This is a genomic window from Aeromonas jandaei (genome assembly GCF_037890695.1).
GTDB classification, from domain to species: Bacteria; Pseudomonadota; Gammaproteobacteria; order Enterobacterales; family Aeromonadaceae; genus Aeromonas; species Aeromonas jandaei.
On sequence record NZ_CP149571.1, the window covers coordinates 3708530 to 3732511 of the forward strand.

The 23982-nt window shown below is 60.3% G+C and carries 17 protein-coding genes and 2 pseudogenes; 9 read left to right on the top strand and 10 right to left on the bottom strand.

Annotated features, from left to right (window positions below; all coding sequences use genetic code 11):
* Positions 1 to 22: 22 nt before the first annotated feature.
* Positions 23 to 2209 (bottom strand): annotated as a pseudogene (gene katG, locus WE862_RS17295) (catalase/peroxidase HPI).
* A 555-nt stretch (positions 2210 to 2764) separates the two neighbouring features.
* On the opposite strand from katG, the gene WE862_RS17300 reads away from it, so the two are divergent.
* The gene (locus WE862_RS17300) at positions 2765 to 3763 is read left to right on the top strand and encodes a DUF1176 domain-containing protein (RefSeq protein ID WP_042031212.1); all 999 of its coding nucleotides are present in this window, start codon (positions 2765 to 2767) and stop codon (positions 3761 to 3763) included.
* 36 nt (positions 3764 to 3799) lie between these two features.
* On the opposite strand, the gene WE862_RS17305 is transcribed toward WE862_RS17300, so the two are convergent.
* Positions 3800 to 4981 (bottom strand): DUF1615 domain-containing protein, encoded by a 1182-nt coding sequence (locus tag WE862_RS17305; protein WP_042031603.1) that lies wholly within the window; start codon positions 4979 to 4981, stop codon positions 3800 to 3802.
* Between the two features lie 257 nt (positions 4982 to 5238).
* On the opposite strand from WE862_RS17305, the gene WE862_RS17310 reads away from it, so the two are divergent.
* Positions 5239 to 6273, top strand: a complete 1035-nt coding sequence (locus WE862_RS17310; RefSeq protein WP_042031604.1) for a sterol desaturase family protein — start codon at positions 5239 to 5241, stop codon at positions 6271 to 6273.
* Between the two features lie 124 nt (positions 6274 to 6397).
* Here WE862_RS17310 and carB read toward each other — a convergent pair whose 3' ends face one another.
* From carB to dapB, 3 genes and pseudogenes are all read right to left on the bottom strand, one after another.
* Positions 6398 to 9622: a carbamoyl-phosphate synthase large subunit gene (gene carB, locus WE862_RS17315; RefSeq protein WP_041208558.1), complete on the bottom strand. Its 3225-nt coding sequence runs from the start codon at positions 9620 to 9622 to the stop codon at positions 6398 to 6400.
* A gap of 20 nt (positions 9623 to 9642) precedes the next feature.
* Complete coding sequence (carA, locus tag WE862_RS17320) at positions 9643 to 10779, bottom strand: glutamine-hydrolyzing carbamoyl-phosphate synthase small subunit (RefSeq protein WP_042031214.1); 1137 nt, start codon at positions 10777 to 10779, stop codon at positions 9643 to 9645.
* Between the two features lie 667 nt (positions 10780 to 11446).
* A pseudogene (gene dapB / locus WE862_RS17325) lies at positions 11447 to 12260 on the bottom strand (4-hydroxy-tetrahydrodipicolinate reductase).
* 333 nt (positions 12261 to 12593) lie between these two features.
* Here dapB and WE862_RS17330 point away from each other — a divergent pair.
* The 4 genes from WE862_RS17330 to serA all read left to right on the top strand — a co-directional run bounded on the left by WE862_RS17330 (position 12594) and on the right by serA (position 16902).
* Positions 12594 to 13919, top strand: coding sequence for a Na+/H+ antiporter NhaC family protein (locus WE862_RS17330; RefSeq protein WP_041208560.1), 1326 nt, complete (start codon positions 12594 to 12596; stop codon positions 13917 to 13919).
* 118 nt (positions 13920 to 14037) lie between these two features.
* Positions 14038 to 14634 (top strand): 5-formyltetrahydrofolate cyclo-ligase, encoded by a 597-nt coding sequence (locus tag WE862_RS17335; protein ID WP_042031215.1) that lies wholly within the window; start codon positions 14038 to 14040, stop codon positions 14632 to 14634.
* Positions 14635 to 14807: 173 nt separating this feature from the next.
* The gene (rpiA, locus tag WE862_RS17340) at positions 14808 to 15461 is read left to right on the top strand and encodes a ribose-5-phosphate isomerase RpiA (protein WP_040067849.1); all 654 of its coding nucleotides are present in this window, start codon (positions 14808 to 14810) and stop codon (positions 15459 to 15461) included.
* Between the two features lie 208 nt (positions 15462 to 15669).
* Positions 15670 to 16902, top strand: a complete 1233-nt coding sequence (gene serA / locus WE862_RS17345; RefSeq protein WP_033137987.1) for a phosphoglycerate dehydrogenase — start codon at positions 15670 to 15672, stop codon at positions 16900 to 16902.
* 119 nt (positions 16903 to 17021) lie between these two features.
* Here the strand turns inward: serA and WE862_RS17350 are convergent, their stop codons facing one another.
* Positions 17022 to 17402, bottom strand: coding sequence for a diacylglycerol kinase (locus tag WE862_RS17350; RefSeq protein ID WP_033114340.1), 381 nt, complete (start codon positions 17400 to 17402; stop codon positions 17022 to 17024).
* A 144-nt stretch (positions 17403 to 17546) separates the two neighbouring features.
* On the opposite strand from WE862_RS17350, the gene WE862_RS17355 reads away from it, so the two are divergent.
* Entirely contained in the window at positions 17547 to 18611 is a 1065-nt protein-coding gene (locus WE862_RS17355; protein WP_041208564.1) for a 3-deoxy-7-phosphoheptulonate synthase, read from the top strand.
* A 407-nt stretch (positions 18612 to 19018) separates the two neighbouring features.
* On the opposite strand, the gene WE862_RS17360 is transcribed toward WE862_RS17355, so the two are convergent.
* The 3 genes from WE862_RS17360 to WE862_RS17370 all read right to left on the bottom strand — a co-directional run bounded on the left by WE862_RS17360 (position 19019) and on the right by WE862_RS17370 (position 21635).
* Positions 19019 to 19804: an ATP-binding cassette domain-containing protein gene (locus WE862_RS17360; RefSeq protein ID WP_042031218.1), complete on the bottom strand. Its 786-nt coding sequence runs from the start codon at positions 19802 to 19804 to the stop codon at positions 19019 to 19021.
* Positions 19791 to 20798: a vitamin B12 ABC transporter permease BtuC gene (btuC, locus tag WE862_RS17365; protein ID WP_042031219.1), complete on the bottom strand. Its 1008-nt coding sequence runs from the start codon at positions 20796 to 20798 to the stop codon at positions 19791 to 19793. The genes WE862_RS17360 and btuC overlap by 14 nt, the downstream gene beginning before the upstream one ends.
* Positions 20799 to 20900: 102 nt before the next feature.
* A complete protein-coding gene (locus tag WE862_RS17370) occupies positions 20901 to 21635 on the bottom strand; it encodes a substrate-binding periplasmic protein (protein ID WP_042031221.1) in 735 nt (244 codons plus the stop codon).
* A gap of 112 nt (positions 21636 to 21747) precedes the next feature.
* Between WE862_RS17370 and WE862_RS17375 the strand changes: the two genes are divergently transcribed.
* Positions 21748 to 22104, top strand: coding sequence for a DMT family protein (locus WE862_RS17375; RefSeq protein ID WP_005302630.1), 357 nt, complete (start codon positions 21748 to 21750; stop codon positions 22102 to 22104).
* A 59-nt stretch (positions 22105 to 22163) separates the two neighbouring features.
* Positions 22164 to 23303 (top strand): type IVa pilus ATPase TapW, encoded by a 1140-nt coding sequence (tapW, locus tag WE862_RS17380; RefSeq protein ID WP_041208567.1) that lies wholly within the window; start codon positions 22164 to 22166, stop codon positions 23301 to 23303.
* A gap of 66 nt (positions 23304 to 23369) precedes the next feature.
* Here the strand turns inward: tapW and WE862_RS17385 are convergent, their stop codons facing one another.
* Complete coding sequence (locus WE862_RS17385; RefSeq protein ID WP_042031222.1) at positions 23370 to 23819, bottom strand: methyltransferase family protein; 450 nt, start codon at positions 23817 to 23819, stop codon at positions 23370 to 23372.
* Positions 23820 to 23982 lie beyond the last annotated feature (163 nt).

A 23982-nucleotide genomic window follows, 5' to 3' on the forward strand; every position in this document is an offset into this window, starting at 1 on the left:
TTCTGATTGGGGTTGAAGCGACTTATTTCAGATCGAAACGGTCGTTGTTCATCACCTTGACCCAGGCCTTGACGAAGTCGCGGACGAACTTCTCCTTGCCATCTTGCTGGGCATAGACCTCGGCGTAGGCACGCAGCACCGAGTTGGAGCCAAACACCAGATCAACCCGGGTGGCAGTCCACTTCACCGCGCCGCTCTGGCGATCCACGATCTGGTAGCTGTTGCGGCCAGTCGGCTGCCAGCTATAGGCCATGTCGGTCAGGTTGACGAAGAAGTCGTTGCTAAGCACCCCGACCCGGTCGGTAAAGACGCCGTGGGCCGAGCCGCCATGGTTGGTGCCAAGCACCCGCAACCCGCCGACCAGTACCGTCATCTCGCGGGCGGTGAGCCCCAGCAGCTGGGCACGGTCGAGCAGCATCTCCTCCGGCTGCACCTTGTAGTGCCCCTTCTGCCAGTTGCGGAAACCATCGTGAACCGGCTCGAGGAAGGCGAACGACTCGGCATCGGTCTGCTCGGCGCAGGCATCGCCGCGACCCGGCGCAAAGGGGACGACGATATCAACGCCGGCCAGCTTGGCCGCCTGCTCCACCGCTGCGCTACCGCCCAGCACAATCAGGTCGGCGATGCTGACCGGCTTGCTCAGGGTGGCCTGCAGGGCGATCAGGGCGTTGAGCACCTTCTCGAGGCGAGCGGGCTCGTTGCCTTCCCACGCTTTCATTGGCGCGAGGCGGATGCGGGCACCGTTGGCCCCGCCGCGATAATCGGAGCCGCGGAAGGTGCGGGCACTGTCCCAGGCGGTGGCGATCAAATCGGCTGGCGCCACGCCGCAGCCCAGCAGCTTGGCCTTGAGCTCGCTCACCTCCTTATCGGAGAGCTGGTAATCCACCACCGGAACCGGATCCTGCCATACCATGACTTCGCCCGGCACTTCCGGCCCCAGATAGCGGCTGCGCGGCCCCATGTCGCGGTGGGTCAGCTTGAACCAGGCGCGGGCAAAAGCGTCGGAGAAGAGCGCTTGATCCGCGGCGAAACGCTCGGAGATCTCCCGGTATACCGGGTCAAAGCGCAGCGCCATGTCCGCATCGGTCATGATGGGGTTGCAGCGGATGGAGGGGTCTTCCACGTCCACCGGACGATCTTCCTCCTTGATGGCGACGGGCTCCCACTGCCAGGCACCGGCTGGGCTCTTCTTGAGCCACCAGTCGTGGCCCAGCAGCATCTTGAAGTAGCCGTTGTCCCAGCGGGTCGGGTTGCTGGTTCAGGCCCCTTCAAGGCCGCTGGTCACAGTGTCACGGCCGATACCGCGGCTCTCGTGGTTGATCCAGCCCAGCCCCTGCTCGTGCACATCGGCCCCTTCGGGAGCAGGCCCCAGTTTGGCTGCGCTGCCGTTGCCGTGGGCCTTGCCGACAGTGTGACCACCGGCGGTGAGCGCCACTGTCTCTTCGTCATTCATCCCCATGCGGGCGAAGGTGACGCGCATGTCGTGGGCGGTTTTCAGGGGATCCGGGTTGCCATCCACCCCTTCCGGGTTGACGTAAATCAGCCCCATCATCACCGCTGCCAGCGGGTTCTCCAGATCCCGTTCGCCGCTGTAACGGCTCCCTTCACTGCCGCTCGGCGCCAGCCACTCCTTCTCGGAGCCCCAGTAGACATCTTTTTCCGGATGCCAGATATCCTCGCGGCCACCGGCAAAACCGAAGGTCTTGAGCCCCATGGATTCATAGGCGACGTTGCCCGCCAGGATCATCAGGTCAGCCCAGGAGATCTTGTTGCCGTACTTCTGTTTGATCGGCCACAGCAGACGGCGGGCCTTGTCGAGGTTGCCGTTGTCTGGCCAGCTGTTGAGGGGGGCGAAGCGCTGGTTGCCGGTGTTGGCACCGCCACGGCCATCGGTGGCGCGATAGCTGCCGGCAGAGTGCCAGGCCATGCGGATCATCAGGCCGCCGTAGTGACCCCAGTCGGCGGGCCACCAGGGCTGGCTGTCAGTCATCAGGGCATGCAGATCGGCCTTGAGGGCATCGTAATCGAGGCTGTTGAAGGCGTCGGCATAATCGAAAGTCTCATCCATCGGATTGGTCTTGCGGTCATGCTGATGCAGGATGTCGAGATTGAGGGCATTGGGCCACCAGACTTGATGCTCCTGACTGGCAGAGGTATTGGCACCGTGGGCAAAGGGGCACTGACCGGCCCCGCTAGCGTGTTTGTCCATCTTCAGATCCTCATTGTGGTCATAATGACGGCGAAACCCTTCGCTTCGCAGTTGAGACTAGCCTACCCCCCACCACCCACTTAAAAAACCGAATAAAAAAGTTCAATTCAATCTGGTTTTACGATTGAACTATCTCGTCACCGGGTAACAAACAGAACAATGCAGGTGCGGGCAGAGTAGTCATGGCATAGATCACACACGCTTGTTGAACCCACTGTTAACATGTGGCCATTACACATCAGACGACAACGTTGAAATGGACTTCACACCTGTTATTGCAGTTCTGCTGGACCAGCTCTGGTATCTGCGGCCCCAGCTGCTGATTGCGCCCCTGAATTCCGCTACTTTCCTAGACATTCCCAGATCCTCAAACTGAGGTCATTTAGGATGGGTTATGCGCAAGCTGCGATAAGCACCTTCAGGTCTTCCACGCTTTGATGACCTTCATTGTCATCACGCACAACACAGAGCAGACAGACGGATACAGTCCAGATGGGGGTCAAAGCAATGCAAGAGCCATGGTATGCTCTTTAAAGTTCTCACTGGAATCCATCGATGCTTATATCTACCCTCTTGGCCACCATACTGGCCACACAACCCGAAGCCCTATATTTTGCCCATAAAGACTGGGAGATCGCCTGCGACAATACACGTACATGCCGAGCCGCAGGTTATAGCGCAGAATCAGGGGGACTCTCGGTTTTGCTCACCCGAGAGGCTGGTGCCAAAGGCACATTGCATGCAGAGCTTGCCATCGCAGAAGTTGATGGACAGGCACCGGCAGCCCCCGCTGATGGTTTGATCACACTGCGCATCAATGGTGAAGTGCTTGGCACCGTAAAAGAGCGGACTCCGTTCAGCCAGCCCCAAATCGCAGCACTCGTCCGAGCGATCAAGGGGACTGGCAAAGTGGTATTTGAATGGAGCAAGCATCAGGAACAGCTATCCGGCGCCGGAGCCTATGCCGTTTTTCTCAAAATGGATGATTTCCAAGGCCGCCTCAATACCAGTACAGCCCTGACCAAACAGGGCCCATTACCCACCACATCCATTCCTCCTGCCTTGACGGCTCCCGTGATCCACGCTGGCGCCGTAGCCGCAGGCAACCTCTCCCGCCCGCTCACCAAGCCGGAACAACAGAGCATTGGCAAGTGGCTGAAGCTGCAAGTCGATAAAGACACCTGTCCCATGGTCAACGAAAATTCAGAGGGTGGCATGCTTTATCCCCTGAACCAAGAACGAGCCTTGGTTCAGCTACCCTGCTGGCTCGCAGCTTACAACGACGGTTCCGCCTTCATTGTGATTGACACGAATCTTGATACCGCCAGTGCGACCCTCATCAGTACTGATGCAAACGGTTATGGAATGGGTGAACTGAGTGCCTCACATAAAGGAAGAGGGATAGGAGATTGTTTTTCTTTCGAAAGCTGGGTGTGGGATGGCAAAACCTTCGTGCAGAGTGAGCAAAGCACTACCGGAAGCTGCCGCATGATTGCACTGGGGGGAACCTGGCATCTACCGACCCTGACCAGCAAGGTAGTCAAAGCACAGTAAACAAGGGCGGCCAATTGGCCGCCCTTGTTGTGTTTCTTAGCGAATGGTCGCCATCTGCCGCACGCAGCGCTGCTCCCTGTCATCCACCCGCTTGGCAAACCAGGCGGTGGTGAGGTTGCGGGTGATCTTGGGGCTTTTCAGCTGAATACCCGGCAGGATGGCGCGGGGTAACCGCTTGCCCGCTTTCTGGTCTGCCAGCGTGAACACACGATGATAGAGGTCACTCTGGCCAAATTCGGCGGTATCACCGAGTTTGAGGCTCTGGTGGATCGCCTGCTGGCTCATGTTGATCCGGCTGGCGATGGTATAGACCGCGAGTTCCGTCTTGCCCGGCAGGTCGGAGTCATAGCGGATCAGATCGCCATCCAGAGCCAGCGTGGTACCGCTCAAACGGCTGACGGCGGCCTGAAAGGCGGCGTTGCGACTGGCATACCAGCCGGCGTTGAAGTCGGCGAAGCGGTAGAGGGTATCGGGGTACTCCGCTTCATAGCCGAAGATATGTTTGGTGCCAAACCAGATACCGCCGCGGCGGGTAAAGACTTCGTGGCGGATGGACTCCTTGACCGGATAGGGGTAACCACGGGTATTGGCCTCGGCAAAGGCGATGCTCACCTGCATCGGGCCGCCGGTATGCACCGGGTTCATGTTGCCAAACAGGGTCTTGCCCATCGGCAGCATGCTGATCATGTCCTCGAAAATTTCGCTCATCTCCCGCTCGGTGCGAAGCGCATCGATGCGCTCGGCATAGCTCTTGCCGGTCGGAGAGTTGATGGAGAGCGCGGCCCGCACCATAAACTCGGGGATCAGCAGCTTGGCCGCCCGCGAGTTGATCTCCTTCCAGGCGATCTTGCCAAGGCCCGGCACCACGGGGTCGGCCTGATAGGTCGCCTCCTGCTCCGCCACCGCCAGCACGGTACAGACGTTGTGATCGTTGACTGTCACACCCTGGGTAGTGAGCGCCGTCACCACATCGTTGGCCCACCCCTGCTTGTCGACCACATGGCGGGGCAGAAACCTCACGATGCGGCTCTTCATGTCCGCCGGCTTGCGCGGCTGCATGGCTGGCGGGGTCGCCTTTTTGGCGGGCACTGTCGCGCCCGTTGTGTCGCTCGGTGCAGGGGCAGAAGCGGGATCGCTGGCACAACCGGCCAGCAGCAAGGGGATCAGCAGCGCCAGCGTGCGCATGGCGGGGGAAACAGAAAAGAGAGAGAGCGTCATCGGATATCCGGTACTGAGGCTGGAGGCAAACCCGCCCGGCGGCGGGCGCACACATGATGGCTCATTGTAGAGAATTGATCCACAAGGCTAAAGTCCCATCGCCTCGCCCCTCTCCCTGACCAGACAGGGGTTGCCGCAACAGGAGCGCCCCCAGATATACCCCGACAACAGGTATGACCCGACAACAGACATGGGCTTTTATCGAGAGTTGTTTACATTTAGAATGCCGCCGCCAGGATGCTCACGGTATGGACCCTATGGATACGCTCGCCCATCTCTTTGCTTACGTGCAGCAGTGGCTGCTCACTCCGATCTGGCACTGCCTGACCGGACTGTTTGACTTCAACGGGCGACTTGGGCTCCCCTTCCTGCTGATATCCGGCCTCATTGCCTACCTCCTCTACCGTGTGCGCCGGCACCAGCAAGGCCCCGCAGCAGGCAGTTTCGCCGGTTTTCTCGGCGGCCGGGCCATCTGGCTGCATCCCTCCGCCCTGCTCGATTATCAGTATTATCTGGTGCGCGCCCTGCTCCATGTGGCCCTGATCGTGCCGATCCTGACTCTGCTCAACCCCTGGCTTTTGCAGGCAACGGATATTACCTCTGCACTCACCCGTCTGTGGGGGGCGCGTCCCCGTCTGGCCGAGGCGAGCTGGCTGATGATGCTTTACGGTCTCGGGGTATTTCTGGTCAGCGATTTCGTCCACTACTGGCTGCACCGGGTCTTTCACAGCCGCTGGCTGTGGGAGTTTCACAAGGTGCACCACAGCGCCACCGTGCTGGTGCCGCCGACCGCCAGCCGCATTCATCTGGTGGAGAAGCTCGCTGAAATCCTGCTCAAGGGGAGCGCGCTCGCCCTCTACTCCGGTGCCTTCTACTGGCTGTGCGGAGGAACCGTGCGCCCCTACACCCTGTTTGGGGTGGGCTATCTGGTGCTGATCTTCAACTCGCTGGCCGCCAATTTGCGCCATAGCCATATCTGGCTGTCGTTTGGCCCGCGGCTGGAGCATATCGTCAACAGCCCGGCCCAGCACCAGATCCACCACAGCCGGGATCCCCGCCACTTCAACCACAACTTCGGGATCAATCTGTCGCTGTGGGACTGGTGGTTCGGCACTCTTTACGTCACCAGCCACCAGCCAGAGCCCCTCACCTTCGGGGTCGGCCCGAAAGACAATCTGCACTACAGCCGCCTGAGCGCGCTGATCCTGCGCCCCTTTCTGGTCACGGCCCGCAAGCTGTGGCATGCCCTGCCCCGTCCTCGCAGCCGCAAGCCGCAGCCTGATTTACGGTAGTTACGCTCTGCGCCCCATAAGTCCGCTCCGCGCAGCCCCCAACCCGTCGTTATAAAAAAGCCCCCGCCATTGCTGGCGGGGGCTTGTCATCTATGCAGAGCGAGTCTGGCTCGCTCGCAGAGCGTTAGCGGTTGTTCACCCGCTCATGCAGCTCCTGCACCGAGTTGACGCTGGCAGTGGCATCAACGCTGATGGCCATGCAGGTCGCGAATGCCTCGTTCATGGTGGTGGTATACGCCACCTTGTTCTGCAGGGCAGCGCGGCGCAGCTGCTTGGAGTCCTCGATGGCCACCCGCCCTTCGGCGGTGTTGACGATGTAGGTGTACTCGCCATTCTTGATGCGGTCGAGAATGTGCGGGCGACCTTCGTGCACCTTGTTGACCAGACGCGGGTTGATGCTCGCTTCGCCCAGCGCGACAGCGGTGCCGTGAGTGGCGTCCAGCTCGTAGCCCAGCTCCAGCAGCTTGGCGGCCAAATCGACCACCTGTGCCTTGTCACTGTGACGAACAGACAGCAGGGCACGACCCTCTTTCGGTACGGCGTGGTTGGCACCCAGCTGCGCCTTGGCATAGGCCTCGGCAAAGCTGCTGCCCACACCCATCACCTCACCGGTGGAGCGCATCTCCGGCCCCAGCAGCGGGTCAACCCCCGGGAACTTGGCGAACGGCAGTACCACCTCTTTCACCGAGTAGTAGGGCGGGATGATCTCTTTGGTAAAGCCCTGTTCTTTCAGGCTCTGACCGGCCATCACGCGGGCGGCAATCTTGGCCAGCGGCGCACCGGTCGCCTTGGAGACGAACGGCACGGTACGGGCGGCACGCGGGTTCACCTCGATGAGGTAGATGTCATCGCCCTTGACCGCGAACTGCACGTTCATCAGGCCGATAACGCCGAGCTCCAGCGCCAGCTTGCGCACCTGCTCGCGGATCTCGTCCTGAATCTTCTTGGACAAGGTGTACGGCGGCAGGGAGCAGCCGGAGTCACCGGAGTGGATACCGGCCTGCTCGATGTGCTCCATGATGCCGCCGATAACCACGTCGGTGCCGTCGCAGATAGCATCCACGTCCAGCTCGGTGGCATCGTCCAGGAAGCGATCCAGCAGTACCGGCGATTCGTTGGAGACGCTCACCGCCTCGGCGAAGTAGCGACGCAGGTCGGTCTCGTCGTAGACGATCTCCATGGCGCGGCCACCCAGCACGTAGGAGGGGCGAACCACCAGCGGGTAGGTGATGCGCTCGGCCACCACAACCGCCTGTTCCAGCGCGGTGACAGTGCCGTTTTCCGGCTGCTTGAGACCGAGGCGCTCGACGGCAGACTGGAAGCGCTCGCGGTCTTCGGCGCGGTCGATGGCATCCGGGCTGGTACCGATAATCGGCACGCCGTTGGCTTCCAGTGCGCGGGCCAGTTTCAGCGGGGTCTGGCCACCGTACTGGACGATAACGCCCTTGGGTTTTTCGATGCGCACGATTTCCAGCACATCTTCCAGGGTCACCGGCTCGAAGTAGAGGCGATCCGAAGTGTCGTAATCGGTGGAGACGGTCTCCGGGTTGCAGTTGACCATGATGGTCTCGTAACCGTCTTCGCGCAGGGCCAGCGCGGCGTGCACGCAGCAGTAGTCAAACTCGATGCCCTGACCGATGCGGTTCGGGCCGCCACCGATGACCATGATCTTGTCGCGGTCGGTGGGGTTGGCCTCGCACTCCTCGTCATAGCTGGAGTACATGTAGGCGGTGTTGGTAGCGAACTCGGCGGCGCAGGTATCGACCCGCTTGTAGACCGGGAAGATGTTGTGGCGGGCACGCAGCTTGCGCACTTCCCCTTCGGCCACACCGAGGATCTTGGCCAGACGCGCATCGGCAAAGCCCTTGCGCTTGAGGGCGCGCAGGAAGTCGGCATCGAGACCGGCCATGCCGCGCTCTTTCACCTCTTCTTCCAGCTTCACCAGCTCTTCAATCTGCACCAGGAACCAGGGGTCAATCTTGGTCAGCTTGAAGATGCCGTCCATGGAGAGGCCGGCGCGGAAGGCGTCGGCGATGTAGAAGATACGCTCGGCACCGGCATCCTGCAGCTCGTGACGGATGCGGGTCAGGGAGTCCGGGGCGTTCAGATCCACCATGGGGTCGAAGCCCGCCTTGCCGGTCTCGAGACCGCGCAGCGCCTTGTGCAGGGACTCCTGGAAGTTGCGACCGATGGCCATCACTTCGCCGACGGACTTCATCTGGGTGGTCAGACGGTCGTTGGCACCGGCGAACTTCTCGAAGTTGAAGCGCGGCACCTTGGTCACCACGTAGTCGATGGCCGGCTCGAAGGAGGCCGGAGTGCGACCACCGGTGATGTCGTTCATCAGCTCGTCCAGGGTGTAACCGATGGCGAGCTTGGCGGCGATCTTGGCGATGGGGAAGCCAGTCGCCTTGGAGGCCAGCGCGGAGGAGCGCGACACCCGCGGGTTCATCTCGATGATGACCATGCGGCCATCTTTCGGGTTGATACCGAACTGGACGTTGGAGCCGCCGGTCTCGACGCCGATTTCGCGCAGCACCGCCATGGAGGCGTTGCGCATCAGCTGGTACTCCTTGTCGGTCAGCGTCTGGGCTGGTGCGACCGTGATGGAGTCACCGGTGTGAATACCCATGGGGTCGAAGTTTTCGATGGCGCAGACGATGATGCAGTTGTCGTTGCGATCCCGCACCACCTCCATCTCGTACTCTTTCCAGCCGATCAGCGACTCGTCGATGAGCAGCTCTTTGGTCGGGGAGAGATCCAGACCGCGCTCGCAGATCTCGACGAACTCTTCGGTGTTGTAGGCGATGCCGCCACCTGAGCCACCCATGGTAAAGGAGGGGCGGATGATGCAGGGGAAACCGACCATCTGCTGCACGCCCCACGCCTCTTCCATGTTGTGGGCGATACCGGCACGCGGGCACTCGAGGCCGATGCTGCGCATCGCCTTGTCAAAGCGGGAGCGATCTTCGGCCTTGTCGATGGCATCGGCAGTGGCACCGATCATCTCGACGCCGAACTCGGCCAGCACGCCGTGTTTTTCCAGCGCCAGTGCGCAGTTGAGCGCAGTCTGGCCGCCCATGGTGGGCAGGATGGCGTCCGGGCGCTCTTTCTTGATAATTTCGCGCACCACTTCCCAGGTGATGGGCTCGATGTAGGTGGCGTCCGCCATCTCCGGGTCGGTCATGATGGTGGCCGGGTTGGAGTTGACCAGAATGACGCGGTAACCCTCCTCGCGCAGGGCTTTGCACGCCTGGGCGCCGGAGTAGTCAAATTCGCAGGCCTGGCCGATGACGATGGGGCCGGCGCCGAGGATCAGGATGCTCTGAAGGTCGTTACGTTTTGGCATGAAACTCTTTCCTCTTTTCCTTAGGCGCGATACTGCTTAATCAATTCAATAAAGTGGTCAAAGAGACCGGCACAATCGTGCGGGCCCGGGCTCGCCTCGGGGTGACCCTGGAAGCTGAAGGCCGGTCGGTCGGTGCGATGGATGCCCTGCAGTGACCCATCGAACAGGGAGACGTGGGTGGCGCGCAGGCAATCCGGCAGGCTGTTCTCATCTACCGCAAAGCCGTGGTTCTGGGCGGTGATCATCACTGTGTTGTCGTCCAGACTCTTGACCGGGTGGTTGGCACCATGGTGGCCAAACTTCATCTTGACGGTCTTGGCACCGGAAGCCAGACCCAGCAGCTGGTGACCCAGACAGATGCCGAATACCGGCGTGTTGGTATTAAGGAAAGCCTTGATGGCCTCGATGGCGTAGTCGCACGGCTCGGGGTCGCCGGGGCCGTTGGAGAGGAAGATGCCATCCGGGTTCAGCGCCAGTACCTCGGCAGCCGGAGTCTTGGCCGGCACTACGGTCAGGCGGCAGCCACGGTCAACCAGCATCCGCAGGATGTTGCGCTTGACGCCGAAGTCGTAGGCCACCACGTGGTATTTCAGCTGGTCGGCAGCCGGGGTGACGTGCCCCTTGCCAAGCTGCCAGCTGCCCTCGGTCCAGTTGTACGCCTCACCAACCGTCACCTCTTTGGCTAGATCCATTCCCTTCAGGCCGGGGAAGGCGCGGGCCTGTTCGAGGGCATAGGCTTCATCAACCTGCTTCCCGGCCAGAATGCAGCCAGCCTGGGCGCCTTTCTCGCGCAGGATGCGGGTCAGTTTGCGGGTGTCGATGTCGGCGATGCCAACGATGTTGTGAGACTTGAGGTATTCGGAGAGGGATTGCTGATTGCGGAAATTGGAGGCAAGTATCGGAAGGTCCCGGATGATCAATCCCTGAGCATGGATTTGACTGGACTCTTCATCTTCGCTGTTGGTGCCGGTGTTGCCTATATGGGGGTAAGTGAGGGTGACTATCTGACGGGAATAAGAGGGATCGGTGAGGATTTCCTGATAGCCCGTCATCGACGTATTGAAAACCACTTCACCAACGGAACATCCCTCGGCGCCTATCGACACGCCTTTGAATACAGTTCCATCTTCCAGCACTAGCAATGCAGTGTGATTCAAGACAACCTCCAGTTATTTAGCTTTAAATTCAGCAATTTACCTGGGTGTTGCGGGCTCGGTTCCGGCCTTGGACAGGACTCGAACCCGGCAGATTTCTGGCAAATTGGGCGCATTCTACTTAAAAAAAGTGGCATTTCAACGTCTTTTCTCAGATGAAATGCATCTAAATTCAATAAAAAAGCAACATTACCCATTATCTATGCACTCAATTGCTTTTCAAGCCCCTGCAGCAAAAGAAAATTTGAAACCAGACCAAAAACCTTCACAAACCACGACAAAACAGACGCAATACAACATTAAATCCCTTAAAAACAAAACATTAAAAAGCACCACAAGAACAACCAAAGTGCGAATTTGTGCGTTCTACGTGTGGTTTTGTTGACACTAAAAACAGCAAACGTTTTTCTGCGTTTGAATTTTTAGTCCATTTAGGGTGATGTGAAAAAATGGCTGCAGACGCCGTAAACACATCAAAGATTGTTACCTTGTGATGACATTTCAAGGCAACAAAAGGAGTGGGGAAAATGAAATGACTGTTTTTGCCTGACTAAATCAAAAAAAGCACACTAACCAGTATTTGTGTAACTTTTTGCTCAGCAAACAGCAAAAACCCCGGCAAGCCGGGGTTTGGTCAGACAGGATAATCAGACAGAAGAAAGCGGAAGAATTACTTCAGATTGAGCACATCCTGCATGTCATAAAGACCGGCGCCCTGCTGACGCAGCCACTTGCCGGCGCGCACTGCACCGTTGGCAAAGGTCAGACGGCTGGAGGCCTTGTGGCTGATCTCTACCCGCTCGCCGATATCGGCAAACATGACGGTGTGCTCACCCACCAGATCGCCGGCGCGGATGGTGGCAAAGCCGATGGTGTTGCGGTGCCCGCTCGCCGGTGATCCCCTCGCGGCCATAGACGGCGCACTCTTTCAGATCCCGGCCCAGCGTCTTGGCCACCACCTCGCCCATGGAGAGGGCGGTACCGGACGGCGCATCCACCTTGTGGCGATGGTGGCCTTCGATGATTTCGATGTCGGTATAGTCGCCCATCACCTTGGCGGCCTGCTCCAGCAGTTTGAACACCAGATTGACCCCGACCGAGTAGTTGGAGGCGAACACGATACCGATCTGATTGCCTGCCTCTTTAAGGGCTGCCTTACCTGCCTCGTCAAAGCCGGTGGTGCCAATCACCATCTGCTTATTGTGGGCCAGCGCAAAGGCCAGATTGGCCAGGGTCACCTCGGGACGGGTGAAGTCGATGATGAGGTCGAACTGGTCACGCACCTTGTCGAGGCTGTCGCTAATCGCCACACCCAGATGACCCAGCCCGTTGAGATCGCCCGCATCCAGACCGATCACCGCCGACCCCGGCCGCTCCAGCGCCGCGCCAACCACCACCCCTTCGGTGTTGGTGACAGCCTCCAGCAGCACCTTGCCCATACGACCATTACAGCCCATCACGGCCACACGGATCGGATTGTCCATCTCCACCCTCTCATCTCTTTTAATTATGGAAAGAGACCGTTTTACCAGCCTGCGTCTGCTTTGAAAAGCCCGCCGTGCGCCAGCAGACCACTCCGACAAATAGACAGACTTTTCTTTTAAATCCGAATATTTAACGGATTTAATCAGAACAGCCAAATCGACTGACAAAAAACCTTATCCATCTGGACGTCTATCTTGACCGGGCGGGGTTGACTCACTACTGTGGGCCCCCCGATGCGGCAGGATGCCCGCGCTGTTTTCCCCCTATCCCGATCCGATAAAGGCACAAAGCAGTTCACGACAGGAGGTCATTGTTCAATTTCAGAGGAACACATGATCCAGACCCAACCCAGTGCCAGGGCCTTGCTGCCGCTACTGGTCTTTCTCGCACTCTTTATCGGTACCGGTACCTGGCTGACCCTGCAAGGGGTCGAGTTCGCCTTCTATCAACTGCCTGCCCCTGTTGCCGCCCTGCCAGCCGTGATGCTGGCGCTGCTGCTTGGCAAAGAGGGCTTCAACAGCAATCTGGAGACCTTCTTCAAAGGGGTCGGCCACAGCAACATCATGGCGATGTGCCTTATCTATCTGCTGGCGGGCGCCTTTGCCAGCGTGGCCAAGGCCACTGGCGGCGTTGACGCCACCGTGGCGCTCGGTCTGTCGCTTATCCCCGGCTGGGCCCTGCTGCCCGGGCTGTTCCTCATCTCCGCCTTTATCGCCACTGCCATGGGTACCTCCATGGGCACCATAGGTGCCGTGGCGCCGGTGGCCCTCGGTGTGGCGCAGGCTGCAGGTATCGATCCGGTACTGATGGCAGGCACCATCCTCTCCGGCGCCATGTTTGGCGACAACCTCTCCATCATCTCCGACACCACCATAGCGGCGACCCGCAGTCAGGGGTGCGAGATGAAGGACAAGTTCCGCGAGAACTTCAAGATTGCCGCCCCTGCCGCCATTGCGGTGATCCTGCTCTATCTGGCGCTCGGCTCCGTCGGCGCGGCGCCCGCCAAGGCCGGGGCAGTTGACCTGCTCAAGGTGATGCCCTACCTGCTGATCCTCGGTCTGGCACTCTCTGGCATGAACGTGTTCGTGGTGCTGGGGATCGGCATTGTCGCCGCTGGCGCCGTAGGCATGATCAATGGCTACGCCATCGGCCAGTTCAGCAAGGATATCTATCAGGGCTTTACCGGCATGCAGGAGATCTTCCTGCTCTCCATGCTCATCGGCGGCCTCGGCGCCCTGATGGAGCGTCAGGGTGGACTGGCCTGGATAAGCGATCGCATCGGCGCCCTGATTGCCCGCTTTACCCGCAGCCACCATGGCGAGCAGAACGAGAAAGCCGCCGAGCTCGGCATCGCCGGGGTGGTGAGCCTCACCAACCTCTGCACCGCCAACAATACCGTCGCCATTATCGTTGCGAGCAAGGTCGCCCGCGATCTGGCCGAGCATCACGGCGTCACCCCGCGCCGCGCCGCCTCCATGCTGGATATCTTCTCCTGCGTGATCCAGGGTCTCATCCCCTGGGGCGCTCAGGCGCTGCTGCTGGGCTCCATCTTCGCCCTGTCACCGCTGGCGGTAGTGAGCATGAGCTTCTACCCGATGGCGCTGGCACTGGCCGCGCTGGTCGCCGTCTTTGTCAAACACCAGATGCGCCAGCGTTGATCCTGCGGGTACCGGCCCTCGTCGGTACCCGCTTTTCACCCCGTCCCCACGAGAGAATATGTTAAGGTAAGGGCCATGTACGCCCTGCCGTCCATTGCAGTCAGCCCGGAGGTTCCCCATGCAAGAGTCCCAGCCCGAACGTCAATCTCTTCGCCAACTGGTACGTCAACGCAGAAAGAGCCTTAGCCCGCTCGAACAGCAGCAGGCAGCCCAACAGCTGCTGGCCCAGTTCAAACAGCACCCCGAGATCCTCGCCGCCAAGCGCATTGCCCTCTATCTGGCCAATGACGGGGAGATCAATCCCCTACCCGCCATCCACTGGCTGTGGGCCCAGCACAAAGAGGTCTATCTGCCGGTGCTCCACCCCTTTACCCCCGGTCACCTGCTCTTTTTGCGCTACACCGCCACCAGTCCCATGGTGCGCAATCGCTACGGCATCGAAGAGCCCGAGCTGGATATGCAGCAGGTGGTGCCCCACAGCACCCTCGACCTCATTTGCACCCCGCTGGTCGCCTTCGATGGCGATGGCAATCGCCTCGGTATGGGGGGCGGCTACTACGATCGCACCCTCGCCATCTGGCATGAGCACAGGATGGGCCCCAAACCGCTGGGGATTGCCCACGACTGTCAACAGGTGGATGCGGTGCCGCAGGAGGTGTGGGATGTGCCGCTGCCGCAGATCATCACCCCGAGCCGCTGCTGGCGCTTTGAATAAGCGGTTGCAGGCCACCAGCTGGGGGGCTGGCTCCCCTTCTGTGCGCGCAAACGCAGAATAAACAGGCAAACGATTTACTTCCTGCCCCTTTTTGCCCCGGAACGTGAGCAACATGGTCGCGACGGGCTACGGGGTTGGATATAATGCGCCCGCTTTTTTCTTAAGGAACGATCATGACTCAAGATGAAATGAAGAAGGCGGCCGGTTGGGCTGCGCTCAAGTATGTGGTTCCCGGCACCATCGTCGGGGTGGGCACCGGCTCTACCGTCAACCACTTTATCGACGCGCTGGCGACCATGAAGGACGAGATCAAGGGGGCGGTATCCAGCTCCGTGGCCTCTACCGAACGCCTCAAGGGCTTCGGCATCACCGTGTATGATCTCAACGAGATCGATGCCCTCTCCGTCTACGTGGATGGCGCCGACGAGATCAACGGCACCCGCGACATGATCAAGGGCGGCGGCGCAGCCCTGACCCGCGAGAAAATTGTCGCCGCCGTGGCCGACAAGTTCATCTGCATCATCGACAACACCAAAACCGTCGACGTGCTGGGCAAGTTCCCGCTGCCGGTCGAAGTGATCCCCATGGCTCGCGAATACGTGGCCCGCGAGATCAAGAAGCTGGGCGGCAACCCGGTCTGGCGTGAAGGTGTGGTCACCGACAACGGCAACCACATCCTGGATGTGAAGGATATGGCCATTACCGATGCCAAAGGGCTGGAAGTACAGCTCAACGCCATCGTTGGCGTGGTCACCAACGGCCTGTTCGCCCACCGTGGCGCAGACGTGGTGGTGATCGGCACCCCGGAAGGTGTGGTTATCCAGTAATCCTCCTTCGGATGCAAGACGGCGCCTCATGGCGCCGTTTTTATTTATTCCTCAACAAGTTGCAAAGCCCTGTTTACAACAATCGTTGATAACTTCAAAGAATTTGACTTTCGTCACAAATATTCCCTCTCCCAAACGTTTTTGCTACTTTACGGTTTTCTTCGCACACCAAATCTGCACTTACGTTTGCACATACAGAGGGATCGTCATGACCGCCAAGTTTTCATTGGACAAGGATAAAATCAAGGTACTGCTGCTGGAGGGGGTTCACCCCAACACCGTAGAGACCTTTCGTGCCGCAGGTTACACCAGTGTGGAGTATCTCAAGACCTCGCTCTCCGAAGAGGAGCTGATCGAGCAGATCCGTGACGTGCATTTCATCGGGCTGCGCTCGCGCACCCAGATCACCGAGAAGGTGCTCGACGCCGCCAGCAAGCTGGTCGCCATCGGCTGCTTCTGCATAGGTACCAATCAGGTCGAGCTGGAAGCGGCCCAGATCCGCGGCATTCCGGTTTTCAACGCCCCCTTCTCCAACACCCGCTCGGTCGCCGAGCTGGTTCTGGGCGAGATCCTGCTGCTGCTGCGCGGCATTCCCGAGAAGAACGCCAAGTGCCATCGCGGGGTGTGGGAGAAGCTGGCCAACCGCTCGGTGGAAGCGCGCGGCAAGAAGCTCGGCATCATCGGCTACGGCCATATCGGCACCCAGCTTGGCATCATCGCCGAGAGCATCGGCATGAAGGTCTACTACTACGACATCGAGAACAAGCTCTCGCTGGGTAACGCCATTCAGGTGCCGAGCATGGTCGAACTGCTCAATATGTCTGACGTCATCAGCCTGCACGTGCCGGAAACCGCCTCCACCAAGAACATGATCGGTGCCGAGCAACTGCGGATGATGAAACCGGGCGCCATCTTCATCAACGCCGCCCGCGGTACCGTGGTGGATATCGACGCGCTGGCTGACGTCATCAAGAGCGGCCATATTGCCGGCGCCGCCATCGACGTCTTCCCGGTCGAACCCAAGTCCAATGACGAGGAGTTCCAAAGCCCGCTGCGTGGCCTGGAGAACGTCATCCTGACCCCGCACATCGGTGGCACCACCCATGAAGCGCAGGAGAACATCGGGCTGGAAGTGGCCAACAAGCTGGTCAAATACTCCGACAACGGCTCCACCCTCTCTGCCGTCAACTTCCCGGAAGTGTCGCTGCCGGGCCACAAGGGCTCCAGCCGCCTGCTGCACATTCACCGCAACCAGCCGGGCGTGATGAACCAGATCAACCAGATCTTCGCCGAAGAGGGGATCAACATCGCGGGCCAATACCTGCAGACCAGCAGCCATATCGGTTACGTGGTGATCGACGTGGAGACCGAGCACAGCGAGAAGGCGCTCGCCAAGCTCAAGGAGATCAACGGCACCATCCGTGCCCGCATCCTCCACTGATAGACCCTTATCTGAGCAGCAAAAAGCCCGTCGTGATGACGGGCTTTTTCATGTTGCAGAGCCTAAATCGTGTTCGCTCCCTTCCCCCCTCACGGGAGAAGGGGGACAAGATATGTGCTCTACCACAATCCCAACAGATTGCGCCCCACCAGCGCCCCCCACACCAGCGCATTGAGGGCCAGCGCGATAAATACCGCGGCAGAGCCCAAATCCTTGGCACGGCCGGAGAGCTCGTGATGCTCGGGGCCGATGCGATCGACCACCGCCTCTACGGCGGAGTTGAGCACCTCGACGATCACCACCAGCCAGCTGATGATGATGAGCAGCAGGATCTGGTTGAGGGAGTCGCCAATCCAGAAGGCCAGTGGCATCAACAGCAGGATCAGCATCAGCTCCTGCCGAAACGCTGCCTCGTTGATCCAGGCTGACCTGAGTCCTTTCATGCTGTAACCGGCTGCATTGATGATGCGGGTGACCCCGGTTGCCCCTGGCTTTGCCACGCTATCTACCTCATTTGGAATCGATTTTGGCTTCACATCCTATCAGAGCCCCCCAAGGTTTCAATCGGTGGACTTTTGCTTTATTTTATCCCTTTGCATTTTCGCCCCCTGCGGCTGACACCACCCACTCGAGACTTGAGTTGTATGTCCATTCACACAGATGAATTGCGCACCCGTCGCCTGGAGTCACTGATCACTCCGAGCGAGCTTGCCCACGCGTTTCCGATCACCGACACCGTTGCCCAGAATCTGCTGGATGCCCGTCGCGAAGTGGAAGCCATTCTGGCCGGAGAAGATCAGCGCCTGCTGGTCATTGTCGGCCCCTGCTCCATCCACGATCCTGCGGCCGCCCGCGAATATGCCCAGCGCCTCAACGCCCTGCGCGAGCAGTATAAAGAGAGCCTCTGCATCGTGATGCGCACCTATTTCGAGAAGCCGCGCACCATCGTCGGCTGGAAAGGGCTCATCAACGATCCGCGCCTCGATGGCAGCTTCGATGTCAACGAAGGGCTCAAACTGGCGCGCAAGCTGCTGGTCGATATCAACGAGCTCGGCATGCCCACCGCCACCGAGTTCCTCGACATGGTGACCGGCCAGTACATTGCCGACCTCATCACCTGGGGCGCCATCGGCGCGCGTACCACCGAATCCCAGGTACACCGCGAGATGGCCTCCGCCCTCTCCTGCCCGGTCGGCTTCAAGAACGGCACCGACGGCAACACCCGCATCGCCATCGATGCGGTGCGCGCCGCCCGCCACAGCCACATCTTTTACTCCCCGGACAAGGACGGCAAGATGACCATCTACCGCACCGCCGGCAACCCCTTTGGTCATGTGATCTTGCGTGGCGGCCACCGCCCCAACTACGACACCGCCAGCATCGACGAAGCGTGCGAAGCGCTGGCCGATGTGGGCCTGCCGGAGCGGCTGGTGGTCGACTTCAGCCACGGCAACAGCATGAAGGATCACCGTCGCCAGCTGCTGGTGGCGCAAGATATCTGCGATCAGCTGCGCCGCGGCCGCACCGGCATCGCCGGTATCATGGCCGAGAGCTTCCTGGTGGAAGGGCGGCAGGATGTGGAGAACGGCTGCGCGGCCACCTTCGGCCAGAGCATCACCGATGCCTGCCTGTCATGGAGCGACACCGAAACCCTGCTGACCATGCTGGCAGAAGCCGCGCAGGTACGCCTGAGCAAACTGGCGCGCTAACCCGCGTTACCCGAGATACACAAAGGGCCGGATATCCGTGATATCCGGCCCTTCTTTTTTGCATTGCCACCCTTATCCGTGCGCACAATCCCTCTCGTCAGATCGGGCAACCCGCTCACAGGGCCCGCCACTGCCTGCAAAAGGCCGACTCACAGCCAACACGATTGGCATAAATTGAATTTATGGATTTTCCCTACATAACCAAACTTTTACTTATACCGAGCTATTGACCACTCAGGCTGCTCCCGATTGGTCACTGCAACCCGGCAGAGAGCAACTTCCGATCAAGGGGATAAATTGGCAACCGGCACAAGGTGGGAAATCGTGAAGCTGGGAGCCCCGGCAACAGGACAATACAGGCAAACAGAGAGTACATGCAGAGGCGCCCTTGTCGGCGCCTGCGTCACTCACAGCGTCGGCATAAACCAGACCCGCCCTGCCGCTTCGATGCGGTCGGTGCGGATCTGGAACACCTGCTCCAGCAGCGCCTCATCCACCAGCTCGACGCCCCCCTCGCGCACTACGGTGCCCTGTTGCAGGCAGAGAATGCGATCGGCCCAGTCGATGGCCAGATTGATATCGTGGATGGCGAGTACCACCAGCAAGCCCTGCCCGGCCAGGGTTTTCAGCAGCCGCAATAGCGCCAGCTGATGATGCAAGTCGAGCCCTGCCAGCGGCTCGTCCAGCAGCAGCACCTTGCCTACCGGATTGAGGCTCGGCCACACCTGCAGCAGGGTGCGGGCAATCAGCACCCGCTGCTGCTCGCCTCCCGACAACCGGCTGAAATCCCTCGCCAGCAAGCTATCCAGCTCCAGCGCCTGACACAAGGCGGTGATCGCCTCGTTCTGCCTGCTGGCCGGGGTGGTCTCGGCGAGCCCCAGACTCAGCACCTGAAACACCGGAATATGAAACAGCTGGGGCTGGCGCTGGGGCAACATGGCGCGCCGCTGCGCCAGCTCCGGCCAGCTCAGATCGGCAACCGGCTCGCCGCCGATCTGCACACTCCCGCCAGCTGGCAAGATGCCGGCCAGGGCGCCAAGCAGGGTCGATTTGCCACTGCCGTTGGGGCCGAGCAGAGCCACCAGCTGGCCGCCCTGCCAGACGATATCGAGGGGGGCGAGCCGGTTGGCGACGGTGAGCCCCTGCGCGGCCAGCAGGGGAAGGCTTGGCCGCAGTGCATCACGAGGCAGCATGGGCATCTTGTCTCAGCAGCAGATAGATAAAGAGCGGCGCACCGACCGAGGCGGTGATGACGCCGATGGGCAGCTCGCCGGCATTCAAGGCGGAGCGTGCCACCAGATCGGCGGCCAGCAGCAGGGCCCCGCCACCCAGCGCCGAGGCGGGCAGCAGGAAGCGCTGATCGCTGCCGCCACAGAGTCGCAGCAGATGGGGCACCACCAGCCCAACAAAACCGATGACACCACACAACGACACCGCCACACCGGTCAGCAGACAGACCGCCAGCACCAGCCGCACCCGCATCCTGTCCACATCCAGCCCCATCAGGCGGGCCTGGGTCTCCCCCAGCAGCAACTGTTGCAGCACCTTGCCCTGGCGGCAGAGCCAGAGCAGGGTGAGCGGCAACAGCAGCCACCACCAACCAAGCTGCTGGCTGCCATAGGAGAGGCTGCCCATCATCCAGAACATGAACTCGCGCAGCGAGCTGTCGTCGGCAAAATAGAGCAGCCAGGTCATGGCGGCATTGGTGAGAATGCCGATGGCGACGCCAAACAGCAGCAGGCGGGCATGGCCGAGCCGGGCGCGGCGCGCCAGTCGAATGAGCAGCATGGTCACCAGCAAGGCGCCACCAAAGGCTGCCAGCGACAGCCCCCAGCCGGGCAGATAGACGCCGAGCGCCTTGGCCACCGCCATCGCCACCATGGCGGCCAGCCCTGCGCCGCTCGAGACGCCAAGCAGACCGGGTTCGGCCACAGGGTTGTGCAGCATCACCTGCAGCACGGCGCCACCACAGGCCAGTGCCGCCCCTACCAGCAAGGCCAGCAGGGCACGCGGCAGACGCAGCTCCAGCAGAATGCGCTGCTCAAGCTCCCCCAGCGGCTGCCAGGGCAGCAGCACAAATTCACCCCAGGCGAGGGAGAAGAGAAAAAGCAGCAGGGTCAGCAGCAAGAGGCCAAGCAGCCAGCGCCGCTGCCAGCGCTGCTGACGCGCAACAAGTGAGAGATACAAGCAGGTTCCCCGCAACGAAAGAGGGTTTCTCCCCCGGTTGGCCACTCTGGCCGCGGAGGAGAATCGAGAGGGGGAATGATAACAGCGCCGTGCCACCCGAGGTCAAGGCTGATAGGGACTGGCGATTTGCTGGATCTCGCCGTTTACCACCAGCGTTTGCAGCGCCTGCGCCAGCGGCGACTTGAGATCCTGATAGGGTGAGCGTTTGCTCATCCCCAGATACAGGGTGATGGGACGGGCTGGCCGGTAAGGGGCTTTGACGAGGGCAAGAGCCGGCTCGCGGCTCAGGGCGTAATCAACCTGACAGTCGGTGCCAATCATCAGCGGCAGGTGGCCGCGCTGCACCATGCGCAGCAGCTGATCCTCGGTAGCGACCCCGTGCTTGTCGAGCCGGATGTCGCTGTCGAACGGTTCAAAGTAGGCGGAGTTGAGCACGAATCCCACCTTGACGCCCAGCAGGTGACTGTATTGATCGAGCCGGGCCACCTGCTCGCGCTTGCCATAGAAGGCGGGCCAGCACTGGTAGTAGGCCGGTTGCAGGTAATCGATAAATTGAGCCCGCTCCGGGGTGTGGGCCAGTCCAATCATCAGATCGACCTGTCCGGTCTGCATCTGCTTGAGCGCCCGCCCCCAGGGCATCCGTTTCACCTGCAGCCGGATGCCGCTCTCCTGCTCCAGCCGGTGCAGGATCTCGATATCGATCCCCTGCAGCTGACCATCTGGCTGCAAAATGCGAAAGGGGGGCCAGACATCGGTCGCGACCGTCAGCGTCGGCATCGCATTGACCCACCCCGCGGCAAACAACAGTAACAGCACAATCCTGTATAACTTGCCCATTCCGCACCAACCTCGCACGGCTCATCCTGATAGCTTAAAAATACCCTGCCCCACCGCGTATGAAAACTATCGGTTCAGGGATAAAATGCGCCGAATTTGCGAGGAGAACCCAATGAACCCGATTTTCACCAGTATCGGTCTGCTGCTCTGCAGCAACGTCTTCATGACCTTCGCCTGGTACGCCCACCTCAAGAGCATGAATCACAAACCCTGGATCATCGCCGCCCTGGTGAGCTGGGGCATCGCCCTGTTCGAATACCTGCTGCAGGTGCCCGCCAACCGCATCGGCCATACCGTGCTCTCCGTGGGACAGCTCAAGATCCTGCAGGAGGTGATCACCCTCACCGTGTTTGTCCCCTTCTCCATCTTCTATCTGAAAGAAGATCTGAAATGGGACTACCTGTGGGCCGGGCTCTGTATTCTGGGCGCCGTCTTTTTTGTCTTCCGCGAGAAACTGACCGGCGCCTGAGGCTGTACACTCAAGGACATTCGAAGTAATGGCATCTGCTTGATAGACGAGGCAAAACCATGGAATTGCGAGACATGTTACAGACCCTGGCCAAACAGGATGGCTCCGACCTCTATCTGTCGACCGGCGCCCCCCCCTGCGCCAAATTCAACGGGGTGCTGCGTCCCCTGAATGAGACACCGCTCAACCCGGGCGATGTGGCGGCCATTGCCGAGGCCATCATGGACAAGGAGCAGAAGGAGCAGTTCGAGCGGGAGCTGGAGATGAACCTCGCCATCTCGCTACCGCAGATCGGCCGTTTCCGGATCAACATCTTCAAGCAGCGCAATGAAGTGTCGCTGGTAGCCCGCAACATCAAGACCGAGATCCCCCGCTTCGAAGATCTGAAACTGCCCCCCGTGCTGCTCGATACCATCATGGAGAAGCGCGGACTGGTGCTGTTTGTCGGCGGTACCGGCTCGGGTAAATCGACCTCGCTGGCCGCCCTCATCGACCATCGCAACCGCAACAGCGGCGGCCACATCATCACCATCGAAGATCCGGTGGAGTTCGTTCATCGCCACCGCAAGAGCATCATCAATCAGCGGGAAGTGGGCGTGGATACCCGCAGCTTCCACGCCGCCCTGAAAAACACCCTGCGTCAGGCACCCGACGTCATCCTCATCGGGGAAATTCGCGACCGCGAAACCATGGAGCATGCGCTGGCCTTCTCCGAAACCGGCCACCTCGCCATCTCCACCCTGCACGCCAACAACGCCAACCAGGCGCTGGACCGCATCATCAACTTCTTCCCGGAAGAACGCCGCCCCCAGCTGCTCAACGACCTTGGCAACAACCTCAAGGCGTTTGTCTCCCAGCGGCTGGTGAAGACCACCGATGGCGGGCGCCGGGCCGCAGTGGAGATCATGCTGGGCACCCACACCATCCGCGACATGATCAAGCGCGGCGAGTTTGGCGGCCTCAAGGAGGTGATGGAGAAATCCAAGGCCCTCGGCATGGTCACCTTCGACAGCGCCCTGTTCGATCTGGTGGTGGAGGGAGTGATCGATGAGGAGGAGGCGGTGAAGAACGCCGACTCGGCCAACAACCTGCGCCTCAAGATCAAGCTATGGAAGGAGAAGGGCCAGATCGCCAGCAGCAGCGATGCCACCGGCTGGAGTCTGGAGCCAACCAAGGACGAGAAGGGCGACCATTTCTAACCCCGTTTATCTGCCGGCAACGCTTCTGCTGCGCCGGCAATCCCTCCCCTCAATCCACTCACCGTCTTAACACCAGCGCCGCACCTGCTGGCAATAGCGAGCATACTCTTCGCCGAACCGGGCACTGAGCAGCCGCTCCTCTGGCATGATCTGGAAACGGGTCAGCCAGAGCGCCAGCAGTACCGGGCCAGCCCAGACCCAGACTCCCCCGAGATAGCAGCCCCAGGCGGCCAGCCAGCAGAACAGCCCCAGATACATGGGATTGCGGCTGATGCGATAGACGCCGCCGGTAACCAGATGACGGGTTTCATGAGGCCGGGTGGGACTGACGGTGGTCTTGTGATGCCTGAAGCGAAACAGGGCGCCAAAGCCCATGATGCCTCCCGCAGCAAACAGAAGGGCGATGAAGGCCCACATCCCCATGCCGGGGTGTGTCTCTCCCCTGACCCACCACATGGCGGCGGCACAGCAGACAAACACCAGTGGCGGCGGCAGGCGCAACTCCAGATTGACCATTTTTTTCCCCTGAAAAGTGTCGGAACAACCACGCCTGCGGTAGACTCAATCGCTTGTCCAAGTCTGCCGAGAGTGACAAAGATCATAATAATAACAACAAGTTGACGTTGAGCTACAGCCAATGTGACCAACTCGACCCACACTATCCTCACGCGAACAACAA

Bases quoted from the DNA above. Each gene is read 5' to 3' on its own strand.
- WE862_RS17370 (WP_042031221.1), bottom strand. From the start codon at position 21,635: ATGGGCAAGTTATACAGGATTGTGCTGTTACTGTTGTTTGCCGCGGGG.
- WE862_RS17355 (WP_041208564.1), top strand. From the start codon at position 17,547: ATGTCCATTCACACAGATGAATTGCGCACCCGTCGCCTGGAGTCACTG.
- WE862_RS17360 (WP_042031218.1), bottom strand. From the start codon at position 19,804: ATGCTGCCTCGTGATGCACTGCGGCCAAGCCTTCCCCTGCTGGCCGCG.
- rpiA (WP_040067849.1), top strand. From the start codon at position 14,808: ATGACTCAAGATGAAATGAAGAAGGCGGCCGGTTGGGCTGCGCTCAAG.
- WE862_RS17300 (WP_042031212.1), top strand. From the start codon at position 2,765: ATGCTTATATCTACCCTCTTGGCCACCATACTGGCCACACAACCCGAA.
- WE862_RS17335 (WP_042031215.1), top strand. From the start codon at position 14,038: ATGCAAGAGTCCCAGCCCGAACGTCAATCTCTTCGCCAACTGGTACGT.
- serA (WP_033137987.1), top strand. From the start codon at position 15,670: ATGACCGCCAAGTTTTCATTGGACAAGGATAAAATCAAGGTACTGCTG.
- tapW (WP_041208567.1), top strand. From the start codon at position 22,164: ATGGAATTGCGAGACATGTTACAGACCCTGGCCAAACAGGATGGCTCC.
- WE862_RS17385 (WP_042031222.1), bottom strand. From the start codon at position 23,819: ATGGTCAATCTGGAGTTGCGCCTGCCGCCGCCACTGGTGTTTGTCTGC.
- WE862_RS17330 (WP_041208560.1), top strand. From the start codon at position 12,594: ATGATCCAGACCCAACCCAGTGCCAGGGCCTTGCTGCCGCTACTGGTC.
- WE862_RS17375 (WP_005302630.1), top strand. From the start codon at position 21,748: ATGAACCCGATTTTCACCAGTATCGGTCTGCTGCTCTGCAGCAACGTC.
- carB (WP_041208558.1), bottom strand. From the start codon at position 9,622: ATGCCAAAACGTAACGACCTTCAGAGCATCCTGATCCTCGGCGCCGGC.
- WE862_RS17305 (WP_042031603.1), bottom strand. From the start codon at position 4,981: ATGACGCTCTCTCTCTTTTCTGTTTCCCCCGCCATGCGCACGCTGGCG.
- WE862_RS17310 (WP_042031604.1), top strand. From the start codon at position 5,239: ATGGATACGCTCGCCCATCTCTTTGCTTACGTGCAGCAGTGGCTGCTC.